This window comes from Flavobacterium panacagri, assembly GCF_030378165.1.
Classification (GTDB): Bacteria; Bacteroidota; Bacteroidia; order Flavobacteriales; family Flavobacteriaceae; genus Flavobacterium; species Flavobacterium panacagri.
Genome location: NZ_CP119766.1, coordinates 254,423 through 279,322, shown reverse-complemented (window position 1 = coordinate 279,322; position 24,900 = coordinate 254,423). Strand labels below are relative to the sequence as shown.

Genomic DNA, 24,900 nt, shown 5'->3' with positions numbered 1-24,900 from the left:
TTAAATGATATTAAATTGCTAATTACGAAAAAAATAGTATTTTGTGTACGTATATTTTAAAGTATGCGTAAATTTGCAATCCAAATTTTTAATAAATAATAATAGAGTATGTATCATTCAAAAATAGCTGGTTTAGGATATTATGTTCCTTCTAATGTGGTGACTAATGATGATTTGTCTAAGATAATGGATACCAATGACGAATGGATTCAGGAAAGAACTGGAATTCAAGAGCGTAGACATATTATTCGTGGAGAAGACACCACAACTTCAATGGGAGTGAAAGCAGCTAAAATTGCAATCGAACGTTCTGGCGTTGCCAAAGAAGATATTGACTTTGTAGTTTTTGCTACGTTAAGTCCAGATTACTATTTTCCAGGACCAGGTGTTTTGGTACAGAGAGATTTGGGGTTAAGAACTGTTGGGGCTTTAGATGTTAGAAACCAATGTTCAGGATTTGTTTATGCACTTTCTGTTGCAGATCAATATATCAAAACTGGAATGTATAAGAACATTTTGGTAATTGGTTCTGAGGTTCATTCAACAGGATTAGACATGACAACTCGTGGTCGAGGTGTTTCAGTAATTTTTGGAGATGGAGCAGGAGCAGCAGTTTTAAGCAGAGAAGAAGATCTAAGCAAAGGAATTCTTTCTACTCATTTACACTCTGAAGGAGAGCATGCAGAAGAATTAGCGTTACAGGCACCAGGAATGGGAGCACGCTGGGTAACTGATATTATTGCAGACAATGATCCAAATGATGAAAGTTATTATCCATATATGAACGGTCAGTTTGTATTTAAAAATGCTGTAGTTCGTTTTGCAGAAGTAATCAACGAAGGATTAGAAGCAAATGGTCTTCAGGTTTCAGATATCGATATGCTGATTCCACATCAAGCCAATTTGAGAATTTCTCAGTTCATTCAGAACAAATTTAAATTGACAGATGATCAAGTTCACAATAATATTCAAAAATATGGAAATACAACTGCAGCCTCTATTCCGATTGCTTTGACTGAAGCTTGGGAACAAGGAAAAATCAAATCAGGAGATACTGTAGTTTTAGCAGCCTTTGGTAGCGGATTTACCTGGGCAAGTGCTATTATTAAATGGTAAAATAATCATCTTACATTATATTTTAAACCTGCTTCGTTTTGGAGCGGGTTTTTTTATAAATTGCGCACTCAGACCTAACAGGTTTTTAAAACCTGTTAGGTCTTATTTGAATAAAAAACATTTCAATCACAATGAAAAAAAATCAACTAGAAATAGCTTGTTTTAATTACGAATCGGCAATAATAGCTCAGGAAAATGGAGCAGACAGAATTGAACTCTGTGAAAATATGAATCTTGGAGGAACCACACCAAATTCTATTTTGGTATTAAAAGTCCGCGAAGACCTAAATATTAAGATGCACGTAATTATTAGACCCCGAGGTGGTGATTTTGTTTATTCTGATGAAGAACTGACAGAAATGAAACAAGATATTAAACAGTTTAAAAAACTAGGTGTAGATGGTTTTGTTTTCGGAATTTTGAAGGATAACGGAAAATTAAATAAAAAGCAGAATAAAGAATTAGTTCATTTAGCGCATCCTCTTTCGTGTACTTTTCACCGTGCTTTTGATGTGGTTAAAAATGTAGAGAAATCCTTAGAAGATGTTATAGAATGCGGTTTTAAAACTATTTTAACTTCGGGGCAAGGAATAAATGTCGAAGAAGGTATTTTTGCTTTGCAGCGAATTCAAGAATTGGCTGGAGACAGGATCGAAATTATGCCAGGAGGTGGTTTAAGGTCTTCGAATATAAAGTTATTACAGGAAAAACTGGATTTAACTTTTTATCATTCTTCTGCTGTAACAGACAACACTGAAACTGCAAATCCTGAAGAAATAAGAGAACTTAAAAACTTTTTATAATTGATAAAAATAGAAAAGCCTGGAGTTGGCATACTCCAGGCTTTTTTTCTACAAGAATTTATTTAAAATATTAAAATACATCTAATAAACTGGAATTAGAACATACCGCCTCCACTTTTATTAGTATTATCATCTCTTTGTTTACGCTGTAAATTTTTAATTTTTCCACCACCAAAGTTGTAAGTTAAACCTAAGTAAACAGTCTGGCTTTCCCATGTAAATTGTCCTGCTTGCGGATAAGGATACATAGTATCAAAAGCATATTTCATGGTGTTGAAAACGTCATTGAAACGTACACTGATGTTCATTTTATTGTCTAACAAAGTGTAGCGGGAACCAATATCCATTTTGTACATTTCGTGATTGTTGTTCTGAAGTCCATCAGTTGCGCCTCTGTAAAATCCGAATAATAAAAAGCTTAAACGTTTATTTGCTTTGAAATTGGAGTTCATACGTGCGTTAAACGCAGCCACTGTAATTTTTCTTTCAACGGGGTTACTGGCGTTCGCAATGGGATCATATTGGAATACAATACCTTGCTGATTAATACTTGAAAAATCAATAGATGGCTGAATATCCCACCATTTTGTGATTTTGTAGTTGAAAGAAGCTTCAAAGCCATATGCTGTATTATGATCGTAATTGGTATAAGTCATAATCTGCTTTTCTTTATTTGGATCTGCTGGATCTGGATATAAAATTCTGCTGATCTGATCGTTAATGCTTCTCACAAAAACACCCGCTGTAAAACTTCCTTTTTCTAGTGTTTTAGTATAATTTACCTCAACAGAATTGGTAAACTGTGGTCTTAATTCAGGATTTCCTAAAGACGTTACCAATGGCGTAGCAAATTCACGAATAGGTTTTGTCTGTTCTAAACTCGGACGGTCTACACGACGGCTGTAACTCAACTGTAAAGTGTTTTTCTCTGTTAAGTTGTACGTTAAATAAGCAGAAGGATATAGTGTAATATAATCGTCATTAAAAGTAGTTTGACCACGATTTAAGTTAGCAGCAGCTTTATAACTTTCGAAACGAGCTCCCACTTGATAACTGAATTTTTTATATTTCTGTCCAAAAGTTACATAAGCAGAATAAATATCTGTGTCATAAGTATAATTTGATACTTGATCTGCTGCTGGAATCAAAGGATTTGCTGTAATGTAATCATTTCCAGTTCTTGTAATTCTAGCTTCAGCACCAGCTTCTAGCGTAGTCTTTTCGTTTAATGGGTTTACGTAATCAACATTTAGGGTTGTTAGTTTTCGAGTACCTTTTAAATAATCTTCATAATAGATATTTCCAGCAGTATTATCTGTTTTTGTGGTTTCAGTATCAAAAGACGCATGCTGTGTTTCTTTATTATCACTGTAATTACCTTCAAAATCTAACGTATGTCCTTCTTTTTTGAAAATATGTTTGTAGGCCAAGTTGTAAGTCCCAACTTGATCTGGTCCCCAATATCTTGATTTCTGAAAAATGTTTGAAATATCAGAATTACTAACATTGTTATAATCAATATCAGTATCTACAAAACCTTTTCCGTTCGATTTATTTTGATTGGTATAAATCGATAACGTATTGTGGTCATCAATAAAATAATCCATTCCTATTTTGTACAGATAAGAATCGTTGTCATTCATAACGTCAATATTCTGAACGATATCTTGGTCAAATCTTCTAATAAAACCATCATTAAAGTAGGTTCCAAAGTTTTGCCCCACATTTCCAAAGAAATTTACTTTTCCAGTTTTATAGTTTAAATCTAAAGATTGATTATATTTAGCCGTTTCTCCAAAAGTGATACCGCCGCTGTACGTTCCATTAAAACCAGTATTTGCATTTTTATGTAAAATAATATTGATAATCCCAGACATTCCTTCTGGATTATATTTTGCACTTGGATTGGTAATCAGCTCAATTTTTTTGATTGATGTTGATGGAATTTGTTTTAGTAGTTGAGCAGGATCAATATTTGACGGACGACCGTCAATTAATACACGAACATTATCGTTGCCACGAAGCGAAAGTTTTCCGTCTTGATCCACATTCACAGAAGGAATATTATTCATGATGTCTGATGCCGAAGCACCGGCAGTTGTTAAATCTTTACCAACTGTAACTACTTTTCTATCGATTTTTTGTTCGATTGTAGAACGTTCTGCAATAATGTTTACGCCTTTAAGCTGCGTTGCTTCTTCTTCAAGAGCAATATTTACGGTTGCATTTTTTTTGTTTTCGCTTAAAAGAACAGAACCAATATATTTTCTAAATCCAATGTACTGAATTTCGATAGTATAACTTTTTAAAGCGATGTTTTTAAATGAAAAATCTCCATTGTCATCTGTATTTACTCCAGAAACTATTTTGCCATTTTCTTTAAGTGAAACTGTCGCATAAGAAATTGGCATACTGTTAGATTTCTCTGTTATTTTTCCAGAAATGGTTCCCGTATTCTGAGCTTGTGCTGTCGCAATTACCCCCAATAATGCGAACAGAAAGAATTTTAATTTCATGATTTACTTGTTGATTGTTTTGATTTGATTGATGATGATGATTGTATAAATTATCTTTTTGTTTTTTTATTTTTTGCTGCCTCAAACAAAATTTGAAGTCTCTATTAAGACTCTTTCCTATTCGATATGTTACAGGAAATTGTAAAAAAAAATATAAAAACTTTCTCATGTCTTGTTTTATAAGAGATTAGGCTTTTGGTTTTTTGATAATTTTAACAATTGAAAATTCTGCTTTTTTAGCAAATTCTAATTCTTTTACTAAATTTAATATGTTTTTGATTTTCTCTAATTGATGAATAAGCAGTATCTTTGCTCACTTTAAAATAAGTTTACATGTCATTAACACAAATTCTAACACCTTCTATACAAAAATCAATACAAGCATTATTTGATGTTACTGTTGATAAAATCGAATTTCAAACTACAAGAAAAGAGTTTGAAGGCGATATTACAATGGTTATTTTTCCACTGTTGAAAGTGATCAAAAGCAATCCGGCAGAATTGGGAAGCAAAATCGGTAATTATTTAGTTGAAAACGTTGAAGAAGTAGCGCGCTTTAATGTAGTTTCTGGTTTCTTGAATATTGTAATTTCAGACAGCTATTATTTAAATTTCTTTAACGCAATAAAAGACGGTAAACAATTTGGTTTTATGCAGCCAAATCCTGCTGAAAAAGCCGTGATGGTTGAATATTCTTCGCCAAATACCAATAAACCTCTGCACTTAGGTCACGTTCGTAATAATTTATTAGGCTATTCTGTTGCTGAAATTTTAAAAGCTTCTGGTAAAAAAGTTTACAAAACACAAATTATCAACGATAGAGGAATTCATATCTGTAAATCGATGCTGGCATGGGAGAAATTCGGAAATGAAGAAACTCCTGAAACTTCTGGCTTGAAAGGAGATAAATTGGTTGGTAAATATTATGTAGAATTTGATAAAGCTTACAAAACTGAAATTAACGGTTTAATGGAAGCGGGTAAGACAGAAGAGGAAGCTAAAAAACAAGCCCCAATTATTATCGAAGCTCAAGACATGCTTAAGAAATGGGAAGCTGGTGATGAAAAAGTGATTGCGCTTTGGAAAAAAATGAACGAATGGGTTTATGAAGGTTTTGCTACAACTTATACTAATCTTGGAGTTGATTTTGATAGATATTACTACGAAAGCAATACTTATTTATTAGGTAAAGATGTTGTTCAGGTAGGTTTAGATAAAGGTGTTTTTGAAAAAGACCCTGATGGTTCGGTTTGGATTGATTTGACAGACGAAGGTCTTGACCGTAAAATCGTTTTACGTTCTGATGGAACTGCGGTTTACATGACTCAGGATATTGGAACTGCCATTCAGCGTGTAAAAGATATGCCGGATGTGGGAGGAATGGTTTATACCGTTGGAAACGAGCAAGATTATCACTTTAAAGTGTTATTCTTAATTTTGAAAAAACTTGGTTTTGACTGGGCTTCAAGCTTATATCATTTGTCATATGGAATGGTTGATTTACCTTCTGGAAAAATGAAAAGCCGTGAGGGAACTGTTGTAGATGCAGACGATTTAATGCAAGACATGACCGATACAGCAAAGAAAATTTCGGAAGATTTAGGAAAGCTTGATTACTATTCTACTGAAGAAAAAGCAAAATTATACAAAACAATAGGACTAGGAGCTTTAAAATATTACATTTTAAAAGTAGATCCTAAAAAACGTATTCTGTTTAATCCAGAAGAATCGGTTGATTTTGCTGGAAATACAGGGCCGTTTATTCAATATACATATGCTAGAATTCAGTCAATTATTCGTAAAGCAGATTTTGATTTCGCAGTAAAAATTGAAATAGCAGAACTTCACGAAAAAGAAAAAGAATTGGTAAAACAAATTGAGCTTTTCCCAGAAGTGATCCAAAATGCGGCACAAAATCACAGTCCAGCTTTGATTGCTAATTATACTTACGATTTAGTAAAAGAATATAACTCATTTTATCAATCAGTGCATATTTTAGGAGAAGTTGATCTAACTAAAAAAATATTCAGAGTGCAGCTTTCTCAAAAAGTAGCAGAAGTAATTAAATCTGCATTTCAGTTATTAGGGATTGAAGTTCCAGAACGAATGTAATTTTTTATATCTTAAAAAAAAAAAGAGCCGATAATTATAATAATTATCGGCTTTTTTTTTTTGATCAGAAACAGAAATTAAGATAGAATTTTAATGATTTAAGTTTAGAAAAAATCAAGTTATCGTCAGGAGATTGTTAAGTATTTAAGTGAATGAATTTTCGTGTAAAAAAGAGTTAGTAAGATTTGTAAGTATCATTTTTATAATTATGTTTACAGTGAAAAATTTTCTGATAAAAAAACCTTTGTAGGCCAGTAAAATCAAGGTGTGATATTTTTTTTTTACTTTAAAAATAATCGAGGAAGCCGAAAATCGTGAGAGTAGGCACAATTTTAAACCCAAAATAATGATGAAAAAACCTTTACTATTAATGATGCTATTTTTTGCATTTACTGCAATCAATGCTCAAGATTTAATTAATCCATCTTATGGATTTTCACACAATAAAACAGCTTACATTACCCTGGCAGATGGAACAGAGCTTAGCGGAACTATCAGAGATATTGATAGAGACAAGGGATTAATTGAATTTATCAAATTACAAGATGCAGCTGGAAAAAAACACAAATTGAAACCAGAGGATATCAAACATATGTACTTACCACCAAGTGGATTGGATAACTTTGCTAAAAAACTTGATTTTATTTCAGATTTTAAACAATGGAATGATGATCAATTGAACCAAGAATACATTAAAGAAGGTTATGCTTATTTTGAAACAGCTGATGTGAAAATTAAGAAAAAAACTTCAAAACTATTAATGCAGTTATTAAACCCTGCATTCAGTAAAGAAATTAAAATTTACTGTGACCCACATGCAAAAGAAACTACATCTTTAGGAGTTGGTGGAGTTAAATTTATTGGAGGAGATGCTAAATCTTACTACGTTGCTAAAAAAGATTCACCAGCATTTTTATTAAAGAAAAAAGAATACAAAAAAGAATTTGCACCATTATGGGGAGGATGTGATAAATTGATCTCATCAACTCCAGAACCAAAATGGACAGATTTGACTAAACATGCGATTACTTTTTCTGAATGTGCAGAATCTAAATAATACTGTTTACTAGAGATTCATTTAATATTATAATTGAAAAGCCGATAGTTATTTACTATCGGCTTTTTGTTTTCTGAGAATTCCTCTAAAAGTGTACAAAGTATTAATATAAGACATATTTAAATATTGACTATTGTTTTTTGTAGGAAACTACGTTTGATTTATTTATGTTTGCCCAATAATTCCAAAGACAATATACCACTCCTCAAATATTGTAAAGTTTATTTCTTCTTGGGTTTAGATTTCTTTTGGCCTTTAATCGCACACGCAATGCAATTCTCCAAATGGAGTATTGTTGCCTTTGTTATCTGGACACTAATAAGTAGAACATATTTTCCTATAGCCATTTTTGATTATTTTGAATTAGTAGCCCATTTAGTCTAAAATGGTAAGGGATTAAAAGGCCGTCTAAAATTTTTAGACGGTTTTTTTAGCTTTTAAAATATTCATTTCTACTCTGTAAGAATTTCAAGAAAGAATTAGCGTAATAGCAGCTAATTTCTAAATTCTCTCCACTTTTTCTTCTTTTTTACATTTTATGTAAGTTATTTTTTATTTTTCAAACGCTCTTGTTGATTATTTGTAGTATAAATATTTCATTTAGTAATGTTAAATACTGTATAATTCTTGTTAAAATTATTTTAAATTTTTAAGTTCGCCCTTAATAACTCAAAACAAAAAAATAATGAAACAAAACTTAAAAGGATTAATCGTGCTTTTTTTTGTTTTTGCAATGCAATTTGCATTTGCACAGCAAAGAAAAATTACAGGAACGGTCTCAGACAATTCAGGAATGCCTTTACCAGGTGTTAGCGTTTTGGTCAAGGGAACAAAATCAGGAGCTCAAACTGATTTTGATGGAAAGTATACTATTAATGCTGCTTCCAATCAGACTTTAGTATTTAGTTATATTGGAATGCAAACTCAGGAAGTTCTAGCAAGTGCTTCAACTATTAATGTGAAAATGTTGGATGCTGGAGCGCAGGAATTAGAAGGTGTTGTTGTAACAGCTTTAGGGATTAAGAAAGAGAAAAAAGCATTAGGATATGCTACTCAAGAAATTAAAGCTGATGAATTAACAAAAGCAAACAATAATAGCTTAGCTGGTGCTCTTCAAGGAAAATTAGCAGGAGTTAATATTACACCTTCAAGTGGTGCGCCTGGCGCTTCTTCCCGAATTGTTATTCGTGGAGCTCGTTCATTTACAGGAGACAACACTCCCTTATATGTAATTGATGGTATGCCAGTAGCTTCAACAGCTGATGTTAGTACTGGAAGCAGTGTGACAGGTTCGGACAGTTCAAACAGGGCTGCAGATATTGATCCAGAGGATATTGAATCTATCAATATTTTAAAAGGACAAGCGGCATCAGCACTTTATGGACTTAGAGCTACAAATGGAGTAGTTGTAATTACAACAAAAAGCGGTAAAGGGGCTTCAAAAAGTGGAAAACCTATCATAAATTTCTCTAGCTCAATGTCTGCTGAAAATGTGTCAAGAAAGATTGATTTTCAAGATCAATATGCGCAAGGAACAAATGGCGTATATGGTCCAACAAATTCATTGTCTTGGGGACCAAAAATTTCTGAGTTGCCAAATGATAAATCATATGGAGGTAATGTTGCCAATGCTGTGAATGGTGGAGATGTAACAGCTCATGCAGGCAAATATTATGTACCACAAAGAGCAGCAGCAGGTCTAGATCCGTGGGTAACACCAAGAGTATATGATAATTTTGGTGCTTATTTTAAAACTGGAACTACTGTAAATAACTCTTTTAGCTTGACACAAGCAACAGATAAATCTAATTATGCTTTTAGTTTGGGTTCAACTAACCAAGATGGTTTTGTACCTGCTACTGGTTATACACGTTATAATGCAAGAGCAGCCTTTAGCACGAAATTATCAGACACATGGAAAACAGGATTTGTTGGGAACTATGTTACCAGTAAAACTGAAAAAGCTACTGGTGCAAATGATTCATCTGTTGCAGGTGCATTTGCAAGTCCAATAAGTTATGATATGAAAGGAAACGGATACGAAAGCCCAGGAGACCCATACAAACAAATTTATTACAGAACAACTGGATTCAATAACCCATATTGGGCAGCTGCTCACAATATACATGACGAACAAACGGATCGTTTTTTCGGAAACAGTTACGTTGAATTTACTCCAAATATCTCAATGGATGGAAAACATAAACTATCATTTCGATACCAGCTTGGTGCTGATGCTTACACCACTAATTATAGAGATATAGATGAATATGGGAATAAGCAGACTACAGCAGGTTATTTAGATCTTTATGGAATTACATCCAGAACAATAAATTCATTATTCACAGCAAATTATGAATATAAGATTTCAGACGATTTAAATTTAGCTGCTTTGGTAGGTAATGAAATCAATGACAGATACGAAAAGAGTTACGAAATGGAAGGATATGATCTTAATTTTGGCGGCTGGCCTAATTTAGCTAATACACAGCAAAATGTTGACATAGATAACATTGATAAAAACAGAACCGTTGGTTTGTTTGGAAATTTGAATCTTTCATACAAAAACTTTATTTATTTAGGCGGTACTTTAAGAAAAGATGTAGTGTCGTCAATGCCGCGAAATAACCGTTCATTTGTATATCCTTCTATATCATTAGGGGTTGTATTAACTGAATTGGAAGGTCTAAAAGGAAACCCAACCTTATCATTTGCAAAACTTAGAGCATCTTGGGCTGAAGTAGGTCAGCCAGCAGTTTATAAGCAAAATTACTATTCGACACCAGTTTATGGAGGAGGATTTTGGGGAAGTGCACCTATAACTTACCCTCTTACTGGTGTAAATTCATACACGCCTTACGGAGTAATGTATGACCCCAACTTAAGACCTCAAAATACAAGATCTTATGAAGTAGGCGGTGAATTTCGATTTTTTAATGATCGTGTAAGTATCGATTATACCTACGCTAGACAAAATATAATTGACCAGATTTTTAGTGTGCCTTTGGCAGGTTCAACAGGAGCTTCAAGCTTAGTAATGAATGGAGGAAAAGTTCATACAAACAGTCATGAATTAGTAGTTAGTGTTTCTCCAATTAGATCTAAAGATTTTGATTGGACAATATCAGCAAACTTTACCAAAATAGACAATTATGTGGATGAATTAAAAGAAGGGGTGCAAAATATTTTCTTAGGAGGATTTGTAACACCACAAATTAGGGCTAGTATAGGAGAGCGTTATCCTGTTGTATACGGATCAGCTTTTGCAAGAGATGATAAAGGAAATATTTTGGTTGACGATAATGGAAAGGCTGTGACTGGAGACACTAAATCACTTGGAGAGGTAGCTCCGAAATTCAACTTAGGAGGCACAACCTCTTTTAGATACAAAAAATTGACTCTTGCTGCAACTTTTGATTGGAAAAATGGTGGGGTAATGTATAGCGGTACAAATTCATTGTTAGATCTTTACGGATTAAGTACTAAAACACTAAATCGTGAAGAATTAGTGGTTCAGGAAGGTGTTACTGCAAATGGACAGCCTAATACAAAAGCTATTACAAAAGAATTAATGTATAATGTAAATTCGAACATTGCTGAAACAGCAATATATGATGCTTCTTTCGTAAAACTAAGAGAATTATCTTTAGGGTATACGCTTCCAAAATTTTCAACAAGCCTAGATTTACGTGTTTCTGCATTCGCAAGAAATGTCTTATTGTGGGCTAAAATGCCAAATTTAGATCCAGAAGCATCACAAGGAAACAACAACATGGCTGGTGGTTTTGAAAGATTATCTGTTCCGCAAACTACAAGTATTGGAGTTGGATTGAATCTAACAATTAATTAATATAATTCAAAAAATCATGAAAAAATATAAAGTCATATTACTTTTGGTGATGGCGTCAATTTCTTTAAATTCTTGTTCTGAAGATAAAATGGATGACATTAACAAAAACGTAAATAAACCAGTAAATGTGGCTACTCGTTTTGCTATCACTGATGCAATGACGAGCACGGCGTTTAGTAATACGGGGTCAGATTTAGCTTTTTATACAGGTATTTATGTTGAATTAAGCGCAGGAGGTTCTGGTCAAATGTATAATGCTGAGACAAGAAATGGGGAACCCCAAAGTGCAACGACTTATAATAATTCTTGGGTCAATCAATATTCAACGATGTACAATTTAAAGACTATTATCGACAAATGTACAACTGGTACAGAAAAAGGGAACTATACGACATTAGGAATTGCACAAATTCTATATGCTTATAATTTAGCTTTGTTGACAGATATGTATGGAGATGTTCCTTTCTCTGAGGCTTTTCAGCCAGGAGTGTATTACACACCTAAACTGGATCGTCAGGAAGACCTATATAAAACAATTTTTGCAACGTTGCAAGATGCCATTGTAAATTTGGAAAAAACATCTACTTATCCAACTTTAGGGACTCAGGATTTAATATATGGTGGTAGTAATTCAAAATGGATAAAAGCGGCTAATGGATTATTGGCTCGTTATACACTACATCTTTCTTTTAAATCTCCTGATTATGATAAAGTTTTAACTTATGTGAGTAAGTCATTTACAAATAAAAGTGAAGAATTTAAGATGGTAAATAGTGGTATTCCAAATCCTTTTTATCAATTAAAAATTGCGAGAGGATATTTATTTTCTAGTAAAAGTTTGTCAGACAAGTTAAATGCTAGACCAAATGACCCACGTGCTACAGGTTATTTTCAAAAAATTAGTAAATCAAGTGGAGCTCCATTGACATACGAATTTTATGAAAATGGTGTTAGCCCGCAAAGCCAAAATTATTCGTATTCAGCCTTACTAAACAAAACTAATCCTATATATATGTTAAGCTATCACGAACTGTTATTTATCAAGGCTGAAGCAGAGGCTAGAAAATCAGCGAGTGTTACAAGTACTGCTAGTTTAACGGCGGCTGTAAATGCAGCTTTTAACAAAGCTCAATCTATTAATTTTTCAACTACAGATGCTGCTAGTTATGTTGCTGGTTTAAACATTTCAACTAATGCTGGTTTATTGAAAGAGATTGCGGTGCAAAAATATTTTTCATTTTATGAAGAAGAGGCTGTTGAAGCCTACAATGACTACAGACGTTTATTAGCAATGTATGGATCAGCCGCAGCCCATCCAATTCAATTGGCAAATCCACTTAATGCGACTAAGTTTCCACTTAGATTGTCATATGGAAATTCAGATGTATCTGCTAACAAGAATGTACAAGCAGCATTTGGAGATGGTACCTATGTTTACAAAGAAAACGTTTGGTGGGCTGGAGGAACTAGATAATAGTATTCTATAAATTATTTAAACAAAAAAAGGCCGGAAGTCTCAAAACTTCCGGCCTTTTTATAACAACTAATTCTAATTACTTAACAAATTTGTCAATGATTTTATCTGTTTCTGCTTTTGCAGTATCTGGTTTTAAATCAAATAATAGAGAGTAAAGCGCTTTTCTGTCTACTTTAGCTTCTAAGTTTAAATCTTTATGTCTGTCAAAAAGAGTCTGCCATTTATCGCGAACGTTTTTCCAAAGTACATTGTTTGCTGCCCACCATTTTTGTCCAGCAATACATTTAGAGTCATCTACTTTAGTATAAACATCAAATCCTTTTTCTTGTGCTAACAATACATCTTTTCCAGCATCGTCACGAACCAATTTATCGTTGTCTTGCTCATGATTCCATCCTGTTGCTGTGATTTCGTGAATGTTTCTTCTTTTTAAAACATTGTAATCGTTACGTTTTGTCTGCTCTCTTCTAGGAAGTGGAGCATCTGCAACGTTCGCCCAGTAATCTTTTCCATCAACATGTACCCAAGTTGAAGAACCTTCGTAACGAGGGCTGTCATCTACTTGATATACTTTTTGAGTCCATTGTCCTTTAACCGCTTTCTTGTCTAATTTTTTGTATTTCCAAGAATTTCCTTTGTCAAAACTATATAAGTCTGTGTTTTCGTAAAGCCAGTCTTGTCTCCAGTGTTTGATAATCATTTCAGGACTTACAATAAGTAAGTGCTGCATAACAATTTTGTTAGGAGTATCCTCTAATAACTGTACCCATTCTAAAGCCGATTCATGTTTAGTTTCAGATGGTTTATAAGTAAGAGAGTCTTTTGGATATGAGAATGTCTCAGTGAAATTAAATTTCACTTCATAACAACCGCACATTGATTTAATAGACTTAATATCTTGTTGTTTTTTGTCCTGACTAAAACCAAGACTGCATGTTAAAGCCACAGCGGCTGACATTAAAAGGCTTTTTGAAATCATAACTTATTGTTTTGTTTTTAAATTTTTTGCAAATATATAAATTTAATTTAGAACAATTAAAAATAATCATATATTTGCATCGATTATTAAGACTCAATAAAAATAATGAAAATTAAAATTACCCTTTTCGCTGTGCTGTTATTAAGTGCATATTCTTTTGCTCAGCAGAAAGATACCATAAAATCGCATGAAAAACTTTCAGAGGTGGTTGTAACTGGTCAAATCGAGCCTCAATCTATAAAAAAGTCAGTATACAATGTTCGAGTTATTTCTAATAAGGATATCAAGAATTTAGCAGCAAATAATTTATCAGATGTGTTAAATCAATATTTAAATATTACAGTTACACCAAGTGGGACAAGTGGTCGTTCGACGGTTTCGTTATTTGGATTGGATGCTCAATATTTTAAAATTTTGGTTGATAATGTTCCATTGGTTAACGAGGGCGGATTAGGAAACAATACTGACCTTTCTCAAATTAACCTTAATGATGTAGAACGTATCGAGATTGTAGAAGGTGCAATGGGAGTTGTTTATGGAGCAAATGCAGTAAGCGGTGTTCTTAATATTATTACAAAAAAATATTCTCAGTATAAATGGGATATTAATGTTGCAGCTCAAGAAGAAACAGTTGGTAACGAATATTCTCTTTTTGACAAAGGAAGACATATTCAGAATTTGCGCATTGGACATACTTTTAGTGAAAATTGGTATGTAAGCGCCGGAATTAATAGAAATGATTTTCAGGGCTATTTAGGAGATAAGAACGGCAAAAATTATATAGAAAATGATGGTACTAGAGGATACAGCTGGTTGCCAAAAGAACAATTAAATGGTACAGCTTTGATTTCGTATCAAAAAGGTAATTTCCGTCTTTTTTACCGATTTGAATTTTTAGACGAAGATGTAGATTATTATAATAGTACTGTGCAATCTGGTTTTAATACTACCGCTTATCGTTATGCTGAAGATAGCAGGTATTTTACAAATCGATATTTTAATAATTTGAATGCTATTGGTAAAATGTTTTCGCAAGTAAATTATAATATTACCGTTACACATCAAAAGCAAGAAAGAGATATTGAAGATTTTAGATATAATTTATATACCAGAGACGAATCACTTAATGTGAAAGTAAAAGACCAATCGATGGAAGTGCTTTCTTCGATGGGGACATTCAATAACTTTTTTGAAAGTAAAACATTAGATTTTCAGTTAGGATACGAATTTGTAAACAATCAAGGTTTTTCTCTAGTTCAGGAGGCAAACAAAGTTTATGTTCCGATTCAAAAAACATTGGAAAACTATGATTTCTTCGCTTCTGCAGAAATTTTAGCGACAGAACGATTTTCTATAAAACCAGGATTACGTTTTTCTGCCCAGTCAAAATTTGACAATCAATACGCTTCCTCAATTGCTTTGAGATATTTATTTGATAAAGGCTTGGAATTAAGAGGTTCTTTTGGTACTGGATTTAGAACGCCAAATTTTAACGAATTATATTCAAAACAAATTTTCGATGGCCACTTTTTTGTGGGGAATGAAAATTTAGTTCCTGAAAAAAGTACTTCTTATGAAGTGAGTGTCAAAAAAATAACAGCCTTTTCTTCTGGATTACAAATGGCAAATACATTTGCTGGAAGTTATTTAGATTTAAAAGATAAAATTGATCAGGCGTTTGTTGGAGATAATCCAGACACAGGAAGTCCGATGTATCAATTTATCAATATTAGTAAATACAGGATGTGGAACTTTTCTTCAACCAATCAGTTTAGGTTGGATAATCTGACTTTTAATATTGGTGCTACTTTAGCTGGGGTTTCTCAAAATATTGATAGTGGAAATAACGGTATGAGTGATGAATTTTTGTACACTTTAAATTTAAACGCAAGCGTTTCTTATATGTTTCCAAAATGGAAAACAGTTGTTTCGGGATATTATAAATACAACGGAAAAGCACAGCAATTTACCGAAGGAAGTTCTGGTTTTGTTTTGTCTGAAGTTGCCCCAAGTAACTGGCTTGATGCTTCAATTAGACAAAATTTCTTCAAAAATCATTTAGAAGTTACCCTTGGCGCTAGAAATATTTTTAACATAGTTAATGTAAACAGAACGAATGCCAATACAGGAGCTCATGCTTCAGGTTCAGATGTAATGCTTGCATACGGACGTTCTTACTTTTTAAAATTAGCATATAACCTTAATCTTTAATATAAATATACAATACAATGAAAAAGTTATTATTTTTATCAATCGCGTTACTATCACTAGCATCATGCTCAAATGATGACGATAATAAAGTGGAGATCCCAACGGTGGGAGAAACTTTGAAGACTTCTGTTGGTGGGCCAAACCAACCAAATCAACTTTATCTTGATTTAAGTGCTGTAGAAACAAAATCAGTAAACAGAGCGTCTTGGGATTTAGGTTTTTCTTCTGGTTCAGATTTTAGAGTAATCATCAATGGTTCTCTTAAAATGGCTGTAAAAAAATTAGCTACTTCAGATATTACTTTGTCTCAGGTGGCTGATGCAAATGTTGCAGTTGGAGGAGGAGAAACTCCTGCATCTAATGGTTATGTTGATAACCCGACTGGAGTTTTAGCTGGTGAAGGAGCAGGTAAAGGAACAGCAATTGCTGAAATTTCTGCTACAGATGCTGACAACAAAGTATACTTAGTAAATCTAGGATTTGCAATTTCTACTACTACACCAGGTGTTGGTTCAGTAAGTGTTGATGGTGATGCAAGAGGATGGAAAAAAGTTAGAATCTTAAGAAGCGGAAATGGATATAAAATTCAATACGCTGACTTGACTTCTACAACTTTCACAGAGAAAACAATCTCAAAAGATACTGACTTTAATTTTTCATTTTTTAGTCTAGTTTCAGGTAATACTGTTTCAGTTGAACCTGCAAAAACGAAATGGGATTTAAATTTCACAACTTTTACAAATTACTTAAACATGGGAAGTGGCGAAGTAACATACGGTTATGCTGATTTTATTACTACAAACTCAAAAGGAGGAACACAAGTTTACCAAGTATTAACTTCTGTTAAAACTTATGAGGCTTTTGCAAAAGCAGATGTGGTTGAAGCAAACTTTACTGTTTCTGCAACAGATCAAAGAGTGATTGGAGCTAACTGGAGAAATGGTGGTGGACCAACTTCATTGCCAAGTATTAGAACAGATCGTTTTTATGTTGTAAAAGATGCAGCTGGAAATTATTACAAAGTTAAATTCCTTGCTATGACAAATGATGCAGGTTTAAGAGGGAATACTACTTTAGAATATGCAATCTTAAAATAATTTTTAAGCTAAAAAATTAAAGATTATAAAGATCGTCTTATCTTAACTCAATGATGTTTCGGCATCGATATTTAGTTAATCATTAGCTTTGTTTTTTTTATTTTTTTTTTGATAAGGAGGTTAGAATTTTTCTAACCTCTTTTTTTGTACTAGTTTCTTGTTAAAATGAATTAGAAACAAAATGTTATTCTATCTTTGCACAAATTTTTTCTGCAATAATTTAACAATAACTTAATTGGTTTAATTTTTGCGTTGCAGTCCTTTATATTTTATAATTATTTAAGTGAATACAAAATCTTATTTTTTTCAGTCTTTTTCGATCGTTGCTTTGGCATTGGTTGCTTTTATTGGATTCAAACAAATCCTTCCAGACAAAATATTTTCAGAAAGTAAGTTAGATTCTAAAAACATATTAATCGATAGTCTGCTTTTAGAATCTGTAGCTAAAGATTCGCTTGCTGCGGATGATGATAGTATTACCATAAGTGAAAGAAATTTAAACAATAAGAAAATTGTTTTTGATGAAACAGAAGGGATTGAGTTTCCAGCCGAATCATTCGAAAATTATAAAGGATATCAATACCTGATTTCTTTTTATGAAAAATTATATCAGTTAGAGAAAAATCCGCAGAGCAAAGTCAGAATTGCTTATTATGGAGATTCTATGACCGATGGAGATTTGATCGTTCAGGATGTTCGTGCCAATTATCAGGAGCGTTTTGGTGGTAATGGAGTTGGCTTTGTTTCGATTACTTCAGAATCTGCTGCTTCAAGAGGTTCTGTAAAATCTACTTATTCTAAAAACTGGAAAACGCAATCGTATTTAAATGTCAAAAAACCGATCAGTCCTTTTGGAGTTAACGGACATGTGTTTTTTGCAAACGATGCATCAAACAACACTTGGGTTCAGTACGAAGCAGGATTGAATAAAAATTGTACCACTTTAGATAATGCTACTTTGTTTTACGGACGTTCGTCTAAAACAGGGAAAGTGAATTTTATTATCGGAAAAGATACCTTAAAGAAAAGTCTTTCACCAAATAGTTTAGTGAATACTTTAAAAGTTTCTTCGGGCAGTTTAAAAGCTTTCAAAGCAAATTTTGTACATTCAGATTCTATTCCTATTTACGGTTTCAATTTTGATAACGGAATAGGAGTTCACGTAGATAATTTTTCACAAAGAGGAAATTCAGGACTTCCAATTTCAATGTTCAATGCCGATGTGATGAGAGCATTTAATAACAATCTGAAATACGATTTAATTATTCTGCACTACGGAACAAACGTTTTGAATTACGGTACCAAAAATTACTCATGGTATGAAAAAGGAATGACAAAAACCGTAAACAAAATCAAAGAATCTTTCCCAGGAGTTTCGATATTAATTGTTTCTACAGCAGACAAATCGACTAAATATGATTTGGAAATGAAAACCGATTCGGCTGTTGTACCTTTAATGAAGGCACAAAAACATTATGCTTTAGAAACAGAATCTGGTTTCGTAAACTTATATACTTTAATGGGCGGTGACGGATCAATGATTAAATGGGTTGACGAAGCGCCAGCGAAAGCTAATAAAGATTATACGCATTTTAACCAGCGAGGAGCAAAAGCTATCGGTAATTTGTTGTACGAACAGTTAAACAAAGGATACGAAGAATTTAAAACGCTCAGAGCAAAACGTGATGCAGAAGGGACTAAACCAAAACCAGTAAGAAGAGCCAGACCTGATTCCGTTTCAATAACAAAAGACAGTGTATGATGAATAAACTTATTGTGTTCTTTTGTTGCCTTTTTTTTACAACAAATGAAAAGCCACCAAAAGCTAATGTAGATCCAATACCCAAAAAAATGATTCAAAAAGTTGATACCGCAAAAGCGGAAGCTCCAATAGAGGGTCAAATTTATAATGCCCAAGTTTTAAAAAGCTTTTTTGAAAAACTGGAGCAGAACGAAAGCCAGAAAAACCAGAAAATCAATATCGTTCATATTGGCGATTCTCATATCCAAGGTGATTTAATGACCAATGAGATTAGAAAGAATTTGCAGCAAAGATTTGGAAATGCAGGAAGAGGTTTGGTGTTTCCGTATCAATTGGCAAAAACAAACGGATCTTACAACGAGCGTTTCAAATCAAATCGCGGTTGGGAAAGTTATAGAAATATCCTTCCGTTCAAAAGTAATCCCGTTGGTTTAAGCGGTATTGGACTTTGGAGAGATTCGGGCGGATTTGTAATGGAAATGAATGTAAAAGATCCCGCTTATAATTTCAATACCATAAAAATTATAACACCTCAGAATCAAGATATGTTTGATTTGGCAGTTTCTTCCAAGATTAACTCTATTCAAACAACAGAACGAAGAGTTATAACACACAAGATTAAAAAAGGAGAAGTTCTGGGGACGATTGCTGATAAATACAATGTTTCTGTTGCTGAAATTAAAAGAGACAATCGTTTAAAATCGAATAATATTCGCGCTGGACGAACTTTAAAAATTGCAACAAACGAAACAAGGCCCAAAACCATTTCAATGTCGGAATTTGTGCCTTTAACAATCGAGTCGGATTCCTTTTCACATTATTATAATTCAGATAATGCTTTAAGCCGAATTTTCTTGATTCCGAATAAAGAAGCTTCTAATTATGAATTAAATGGATTGGTTTTAGAAAAAGATGCTTCAGGAGTTATCTACAGCAGTATTGGAGTAAATGGTGCCAAATATTCGGATTACAATAAATATCCTTTGTTTTTTGAACAATTAAAAGCCTTGCACCCCGATTTACTTATCTTTTCATTAGGAACAAATGAAAGTTATGATCATCTGGATGCTTCAAGTTATATTAAAGAATTACGAGATTTTATTAGTAATATAAAAGCTCAGAAAATAGATGTGCCGATAATAGTGATGACACCGGCGCCATCTTTATTAAGAAGAAAACCGAATTATTATATTAGTGATTATGCAAAGCAGATTATTGATACAGCTCAAAAAGACGGTTTTGCAGTCTGGGATTTATATGATGAATTTGGAGGTATGAGTGGCATCAAACAATTAAAAGTACAAGGATTAATTGGGCCAGATTGGGTTCATTATTCCAAAAAAGGATATGAGAAACAAGGAAACTTGTTTACACAGGCGTTTTTTAAAACATACGATAATTTTAAATTAAAGAATTAAGTTGACAACAATAGATAGCATTAATAATTGGTTCATTCAAAATTTTGGTGCAATTACAACAGAACAAGTTGAAAGCTGGTTTGTTTATAATCCAGACGAAAAACTTTTATTCAATACCGGATTATTTCTTGGTTTATTTTTGGTTTTCTATTTTGTGTATGGTTTTTTACGCAAAACATTTTATTTGAGATTAACGTATGTTATTCTGTTCTCGCTTTTCTTTTATTACAAATCGAGCGGGATTTATTTTCTATTATTATTGCTTTCATCTGTCGTGGATTATGGTTTGAGTCAGATTATTTACCGAGAAAGCAGAGACGGCGTTAAAAAATTATATCTCGTTATAAGCGTAATTTTGAATCTAGCACTTTTGGGCTATTTCAAATACATGAACTTTTTGATTGTGACTTACAACGACATGTTTCACGGTAATTTTGCGTTGCATAATGTTTTTCTTCCTGTTGGAATTTCGTTTTATACTTTCCAGTCTATGAGTTATATCATTGAGATTTACAGAGAAGAAATTAAACCAACCAAAAACTACATTGAATATTTATTCTTTGTTTCGTTTTTCCCTCAGTTAGTTGCCGGGCCAATTGTACGTGCGAAAGATTTTCTTCCGCAGATCTATCAAAAATTAAATTTGACAAAGCAGGATGTTAACAATGCTTTGTTCTTAATTATTGGAGGTTTAATTAAGAAAACGGTAATTTCAAACTACATTTCGGTAAACTTTGTGGATCGTGTTTTTGATACACCATTAAGTTATACTTCTTTTGAGAATTTAATGGCTTCATACGGATATGCTATCCAAATTTATTGTGATTTCTCAGGATATTCAGATATGGCAATTGGTATTGCATTGTTACTAGGATTCAAATTACCAGTCAATTTTAGAACACCATATAAATCAACATCAATCACCGATTTCTGGAGAAGATGGCATATTTCACTTTCCACTTGGTTAAAAGACTTTTTATATATTTCAATTGGAGGAAATCGTCAAGGATCTTTCGCAGGATATTTATTTCCGAGTTTATTTTTCTTTGGTTTATTGCTTTGGGGAATTTCAAATTATAATGAAAGTGTAATTCCGTTGATTGTTGCCGGAAGCAGTATTTTGGTTTTCTGTCTGTCGTTTTTACTTTCAAGCAAAATAAAACAGACTTTAGTAACCAATTTTAATTTGTTTACTACTATGCTTTTAGGAGGTTTGTGGCATGGAGCAGGAGCACAATTTATTGTTTGGGGAGCTTTGCACGGACTAGCATTAGCAATCCATAAAATTTTCATGGAATTCTTTCCTTCTAAGAAAGATAAGAAACCTAATTTCTTATGGAGATTTTTCTCCATCCTAATTACATTTCACTTCGTAGTTTTCTGCTGGATCTTCTTCCGAGCAAGAGATTTCGAAACAGCATTGCAGGTAATTAATAATATCGGACAATTAACATTCGAACCAGAACTTTGGAAAACAATTGTTCTTGGATATAAAAATGTATTCGGATTAATGTTATTCGGTTATGTTTGGCATTTCTTACCGGAAACATTCACAAACGGAATGAAATCGGTTTTTGACAAAACTCCATTATTAATAAAAGCAATAATCTTGGGATTTGTCTATTGGATTGTTTACGCAACAGCAGTGGCAGGTTCACAGCCGTTTATTTATTTTCAATTCTAAGAAGATATAGCCTCGAAGATACTAAGGCGCAAAGATTTTACTCTTTTGCGCTTTTTTTGTTTTACCACTAAGGCGCAAAACTTTTTTTCTCTCGCAGATTTAGCAGATCAAAACAGATTTTGTATTTTTAAAATAAAAATAATCTGCAAAATCAGCTAAATCTGCGAGAGAAAAAATAATTCTGGAAATTAGTGTAATTCGTGGTAAAAAACTTTGCGTCTTAGTGCCTTCGTGGCAAAAAAAGCGTATAAATAAAAATTGCCTGAAATATCTAATTAGATTATCTTTGCACTTCAAATAAAGAAAATAGTATGTTTGATAATTTAAGTGATAAGTTAGATAAAGCGTTCCATATATTAAAAGGACACGGTAAAATTACAGAAGTAAACGTTGCCGATACCTTAAAAGAAGTTCGTCGCGCCTTACTTGATGCCGACGTTAACTTTAAAATTGCTAAAGATTTTACCGCTAGAGTAAAAGACAAAGCAATTGGTCAGGACGTATTGACAACCTTACAGCCAGGACAATTATTAGTAAAACTGGTAAAAGATGAGTTGACAGAATTAATGGGTGGAGATGTTGCTGGTGTTAACTTATCAGGAAATCCAACTGTTATTTTGATGTCAGGACTTCAGGGTTCTGGTAAAACTACTTTCTCAGGGAAATTAGCAAATTTCTTAAAAACAAAGAAAAACAAGAAACCACTTCTTGTAGCCTGTGATATCTACCGTCCTGCGGCGATTAATCAGTTGCATGTTGTGGGAGACCAAATAGGTGTTGAGGTTTACTCAGAGCCAGAAAATAAAAATCCTGTAGAGATTGCTCAAAATGCAATCAAACATGCAAAAGCGAACGGATTCAATGTTGTAATTGTCGATACAGCAGGACGTTTAGCAGTTGATCAGGAAATGATGGATGAAATTGCACGTGTTCACAAAGCAATTCAGCCACAGGAAACATTGTTCGTTGTCGATTCTATGACAGGACAAGATGCTGTAAACACAGCAAAAGCGTTCAACGATATCTTGAATTTTGATGGAGTTATCTTAACGAAATTAGATGGTGATACTCGTGGTGGAGCAGCGCTTTCAATCAAATCGATTGTAAACAAACCAATCAAATTTGTTGGTACTGGAGAAAAAATGGAAGCAATTGATGTTTTCTATCCAGAACGTATGGCAGAGCGTATCTTAGGAATGGGAGACGTTGTGTCTCTTGTTGAAAGAGCTCAAGAACAATTTGACGAAGAAGAAGCAAGAAAACTTCAAAAGAAAATCGCTAAAAACGAATTCGGTTTTGATGACTTCCTAACGCAGATTCAGCAAGTAAAGAAAATGGGTAATATGAAAGACTTGGTGGGAATGATACCAGGAGCTTCAAAAGCCATGAAAGATGTAGAAATCGAAGATGATGCCTTCAAACATATCGAAGCGATTATTTATTCGATGACGCCAGCCGAAAGAAGCAAACCAGCCATTATCGACGTAAAAAGAAAAGCCAGAATCGCTAAAGGTTCCGGAACTAAAGTCGAGCAGGTAAATCAGCTGATGAAACAGTTTGACCAAATGAGCAAGATGATGAAGATGATGCAGGGCCCAGGCGGAAAAAATCTGATGAAAATGATGGGAGGTATGAAAGGAATGCCAGGAGGAATGCCGAGATAATAAAATTAAAAGTTTCAAGTTTAAGGTTTCAAGTTAAGAAACCAAAACATGAAACTTTTTTCGATAAATAAATACAGTTTCGTTTCAACGTGACCCGAGGCTAAAAGCCGAATTGGCGCAGCAAACCTGAAACTTTAAACTTGAAACAAAAAAAGATAAACCTGAAACAAAAACAATGCAGCTACTAGACGGTAAAAAAACATCTAACGACATTAAAAACGAAATTGCAGCCGAAGTTCAATCTATAAAAGCAGCTGGAGGAAAAGTGCCTCATTTAGCAGCGGTTTTAGTTGGAAATAATGGAGCAAGTTTAACTTACGTAGGAAGTAAAGTAAAATCTTGTCAAGAAATCGGATTTGATTCTACTTTAGTAAGTCTGCCGGAAACGATTACCGAAGACGAACTGCTTGCGAAAATAAAAGAGTTAAACGAAGATGATAATCTAGACGGATATATCGTTCAGTTGCCTTTGCCGAAACATATCGATGAACAAAAAATTCTTTTAGCAATCGATCCAGACAAAGACGTTGATGGTTTTCATCCAACAAACTTTGGTAGAATGGCGCTTGAAATGGAAAGTTTTATTCCAGCAACACCATTCGGAATTATGGAATTGTTAGAGCGTTACAAAGTAGAAACTGCAGGAAAACATACAGTAGTAATTGGAAGAAGTCATATCGTAGGGCGTCCAATGAGTATTTTAATGAGCCGTAAAGGAAATCCTGGAGATTCGACAGTTACTTTGACTCACAGCCGTACTAAAGACTTGGCAGAATTCACTAAAAATGCTGATATCATTATTACAGCTTTAGGTGTTCCAGAATTCTTAAAAGCAGATATGGTAAAAGAAGGAGTAACAGTTATCGACGTTGGTATTACTCGAGTAGAAGATGCATCAAATGCAAAAGGATATGTGATAAAAGGGGATGTTGATTTTGACGAAGTAAGTAAAAAAGCATCATTCATTACGCCAGTTCCAGGTGGAGTAGGGCCAATGACAATTGCAATGCTACTTAAAAATACACTTTTAGCTCGTAAAATGAGAAGCGCAAGAAATAAATAATTTCTTTTTCAAAATACTATGAAAGCCTGTTCAATTGAGCAGGCTTTTTTTATTGTAACAATTTTTACAAACACATAGAAACATAGAATTT

The 24,900-nt window shown here is 33.3% G+C and carries 15 protein-coding genes; 13 read left to right on the top strand and 2 right to left on the bottom strand.

Annotated features, from left to right (window positions below):
• Positions 1 to 108 precede the first annotated feature (108 nt).
• Complete coding sequence (locus P2W65_RS01315) at positions 109 to 1,116, top strand: 3-oxoacyl-ACP synthase III family protein (protein ID WP_289662931.1); 1,008 nt, start codon at positions 109 to 111, stop codon at positions 1,114 to 1,116.
• A 131-nt stretch (positions 1,117 to 1,247) separates the two neighbouring features.
• Entirely contained in the window at positions 1,248 to 1,919 is a 672-nt protein-coding gene (locus P2W65_RS01310; RefSeq protein ID WP_289662930.1) for a copper homeostasis protein CutC, read from the top strand.
• A gap of 95 nt (positions 1,920 to 2,014) precedes the next feature.
• Here the strand turns inward: P2W65_RS01310 and P2W65_RS01305 are convergent, their stop codons facing one another.
• The gene (locus P2W65_RS01305; RefSeq protein ID WP_289662929.1) at positions 2,015 to 4,435 is read right to left on the bottom strand and encodes a TonB-dependent receptor; all 2,421 of its coding nucleotides are present in this window, start codon (positions 4,433 to 4,435) and stop codon (positions 2,015 to 2,017) included.
• A gap of 333 nt (positions 4,436 to 4,768) precedes the next feature.
• Here P2W65_RS01305 and argS point away from each other — a divergent pair, with 333 nt between their 5' ends.
• The 4 genes from argS (at position 4,769) to P2W65_RS01285 (ending at position 12,928) form a co-directional block, all read left to right on the top strand.
• On the top strand, positions 4,769 to 6,547 hold the full coding sequence (argS, locus tag P2W65_RS01300; RefSeq protein WP_289662927.1) for an arginine--tRNA ligase: 1,779 nt from the start codon (positions 4,769 to 4,771) through the stop codon (positions 6,545 to 6,547).
• Between the two features lie 346 nt (positions 6,548 to 6,893).
• Positions 6,894 to 7,604: a hypothetical protein gene (locus P2W65_RS01295; protein WP_289662926.1), complete on the top strand. Its 711-nt coding sequence runs from the start codon at positions 6,894 to 6,896 to the stop codon at positions 7,602 to 7,604.
• A gap of 685 nt (positions 7,605 to 8,289) precedes the next feature.
• Positions 8,290 to 11,454, top strand: a complete 3,165-nt coding sequence (locus tag P2W65_RS01290) for a SusC/RagA family TonB-linked outer membrane protein (RefSeq protein ID WP_289662925.1) — start codon at positions 8,290 to 8,292, stop codon at positions 11,452 to 11,454.
• Between the two features lie 49 nt (positions 11,455 to 11,503).
• Positions 11,504 to 12,928, top strand: a complete 1,425-nt coding sequence (locus P2W65_RS01285; RefSeq protein ID WP_289662924.1) for a SusD/RagB family nutrient-binding outer membrane lipoprotein — start codon at positions 11,504 to 11,506, stop codon at positions 12,926 to 12,928.
• Positions 12,929 to 13,007: 79 nt separating this feature from the next.
• Here the strand turns inward: P2W65_RS01285 and P2W65_RS01280 are convergent, their stop codons facing one another.
• Positions 13,008 to 13,910 (bottom strand): DUF6607 family protein, encoded by a 903-nt coding sequence (locus tag P2W65_RS01280; protein WP_289662923.1) that lies wholly within the window; start codon positions 13,908 to 13,910, stop codon positions 13,008 to 13,010.
• 105 nt (positions 13,911 to 14,015) lie between these two features.
• Here P2W65_RS01280 and P2W65_RS01275 point away from each other — a divergent pair, with 105 nt between their 5' ends.
• From P2W65_RS01275 to P2W65_RS01245, 7 genes are all read left to right on the top strand, one after another.
• On the top strand, positions 14,016 to 16,121 hold the full coding sequence (locus P2W65_RS01275) for a TonB-dependent receptor plug domain-containing protein (RefSeq protein ID WP_289662921.1): 2,106 nt from the start codon (positions 14,016 to 14,018) through the stop codon (positions 16,119 to 16,121).
• Positions 16,122 to 16,138: 17 nt separating this feature from the next.
• Positions 16,139 to 17,218 (top strand): HmuY family protein, encoded by a 1,080-nt coding sequence (locus P2W65_RS01270; RefSeq protein WP_289662920.1) that lies wholly within the window; start codon positions 16,139 to 16,141, stop codon positions 17,216 to 17,218.
• Positions 17,219 to 17,501: 283 nt separating this feature from the next.
• Entirely contained in the window at positions 17,502 to 18,980 is a 1,479-nt protein-coding gene (locus tag P2W65_RS01265) for an SGNH/GDSL hydrolase family protein (protein WP_289662919.1), read from the top strand.
• Between the two features lie 89 nt (positions 18,981 to 19,069).
• On the top strand, positions 19,070 to 20,398 hold the full coding sequence (locus P2W65_RS01260) for a GDSL-type esterase/lipase family protein (protein ID WP_246611367.1): 1,329 nt from the start codon (positions 19,070 to 19,072) through the stop codon (positions 20,396 to 20,398).
• A gap of 1 nt (position 20,399) precedes the next feature.
• Positions 20,400 to 22,082 (top strand): MBOAT family O-acyltransferase, encoded by a 1,683-nt coding sequence (locus P2W65_RS01255; RefSeq protein ID WP_289662917.1) that lies wholly within the window; start codon positions 20,400 to 20,402, stop codon positions 22,080 to 22,082.
• Between the two features lie 311 nt (positions 22,083 to 22,393).
• A complete protein-coding gene (gene ffh / locus P2W65_RS01250) occupies positions 22,394 to 23,746 on the top strand; it encodes a signal recognition particle protein (RefSeq protein ID WP_109190528.1) in 1,353 nt (450 codons plus the stop codon).
• 175 nt (positions 23,747 to 23,921) lie between these two features.
• Positions 23,922 to 24,809: a bifunctional 5,10-methylenetetrahydrofolate dehydrogenase/5,10-methenyltetrahydrofolate cyclohydrolase gene (locus P2W65_RS01245; RefSeq protein WP_289662916.1), complete on the top strand. Its 888-nt coding sequence runs from the start codon at positions 23,922 to 23,924 to the stop codon at positions 24,807 to 24,809.
• The last annotated feature ends 91 nt before the right edge of the window (positions 24,810 to 24,900 follow it).

Excerpts from the sequence above, each read along its gene's own strand:
- P2W65_RS01275 (WP_289662921.1), top strand. The coding sequence starts at position 14,016 with ATGAAAATTAAAATTACCCTTTTCGCTGTGCTGTTATTAAGTGCATAT.
- P2W65_RS01260 (WP_246611367.1), top strand. The coding sequence starts at position 19,070 with ATGATTCAAAAAGTTGATACCGCAAAAGCGGAAGCTCCAATAGAGGGT.
- P2W65_RS01285 (WP_289662924.1), top strand. The coding sequence starts at position 11,504 with ATGGCGTCAATTTCTTTAAATTCTTGTTCTGAAGATAAAATGGATGAC.
- argS (WP_289662927.1), top strand. The coding sequence starts at position 4,769 with ATGTCATTAACACAAATTCTAACACCTTCTATACAAAAATCAATACAA.
- P2W65_RS01290 (WP_289662925.1), top strand. The coding sequence starts at position 8,290 with ATGAAACAAAACTTAAAAGGATTAATCGTGCTTTTTTTTGTTTTTGCA.
- P2W65_RS01310 (WP_289662930.1), top strand. The coding sequence starts at position 1,248 with ATGAAAAAAAATCAACTAGAAATAGCTTGTTTTAATTACGAATCGGCA.
- P2W65_RS01280 (WP_289662923.1), bottom strand. The coding sequence starts at position 13,910 with ATGATTTCAAAAAGCCTTTTAATGTCAGCCGCTGTGGCTTTAACATGC.
- P2W65_RS01295 (WP_289662926.1), top strand. The coding sequence starts at position 6,894 with ATGATGAAAAAACCTTTACTATTAATGATGCTATTTTTTGCATTTACT.
- P2W65_RS01305 (WP_289662929.1), bottom strand. The coding sequence starts at position 4,435 with ATGAAATTAAAATTCTTTCTGTTCGCATTATTGGGGGTAATTGCGACA.
- ffh (WP_109190528.1), top strand. The coding sequence starts at position 22,394 with ATGTTTGATAATTTAAGTGATAAGTTAGATAAAGCGTTCCATATATTA.
- P2W65_RS01270 (WP_289662920.1), top strand. The coding sequence starts at position 16,139 with ATGAAAAAGTTATTATTTTTATCAATCGCGTTACTATCACTAGCATCA.
- P2W65_RS01315 (WP_289662931.1), top strand. The coding sequence starts at position 109 with ATGTATCATTCAAAAATAGCTGGTTTAGGATATTATGTTCCTTCTAAT.
- P2W65_RS01245 (WP_289662916.1), top strand. The coding sequence starts at position 23,922 with ATGCAGCTACTAGACGGTAAAAAAACATCTAACGACATTAAAAACGAA.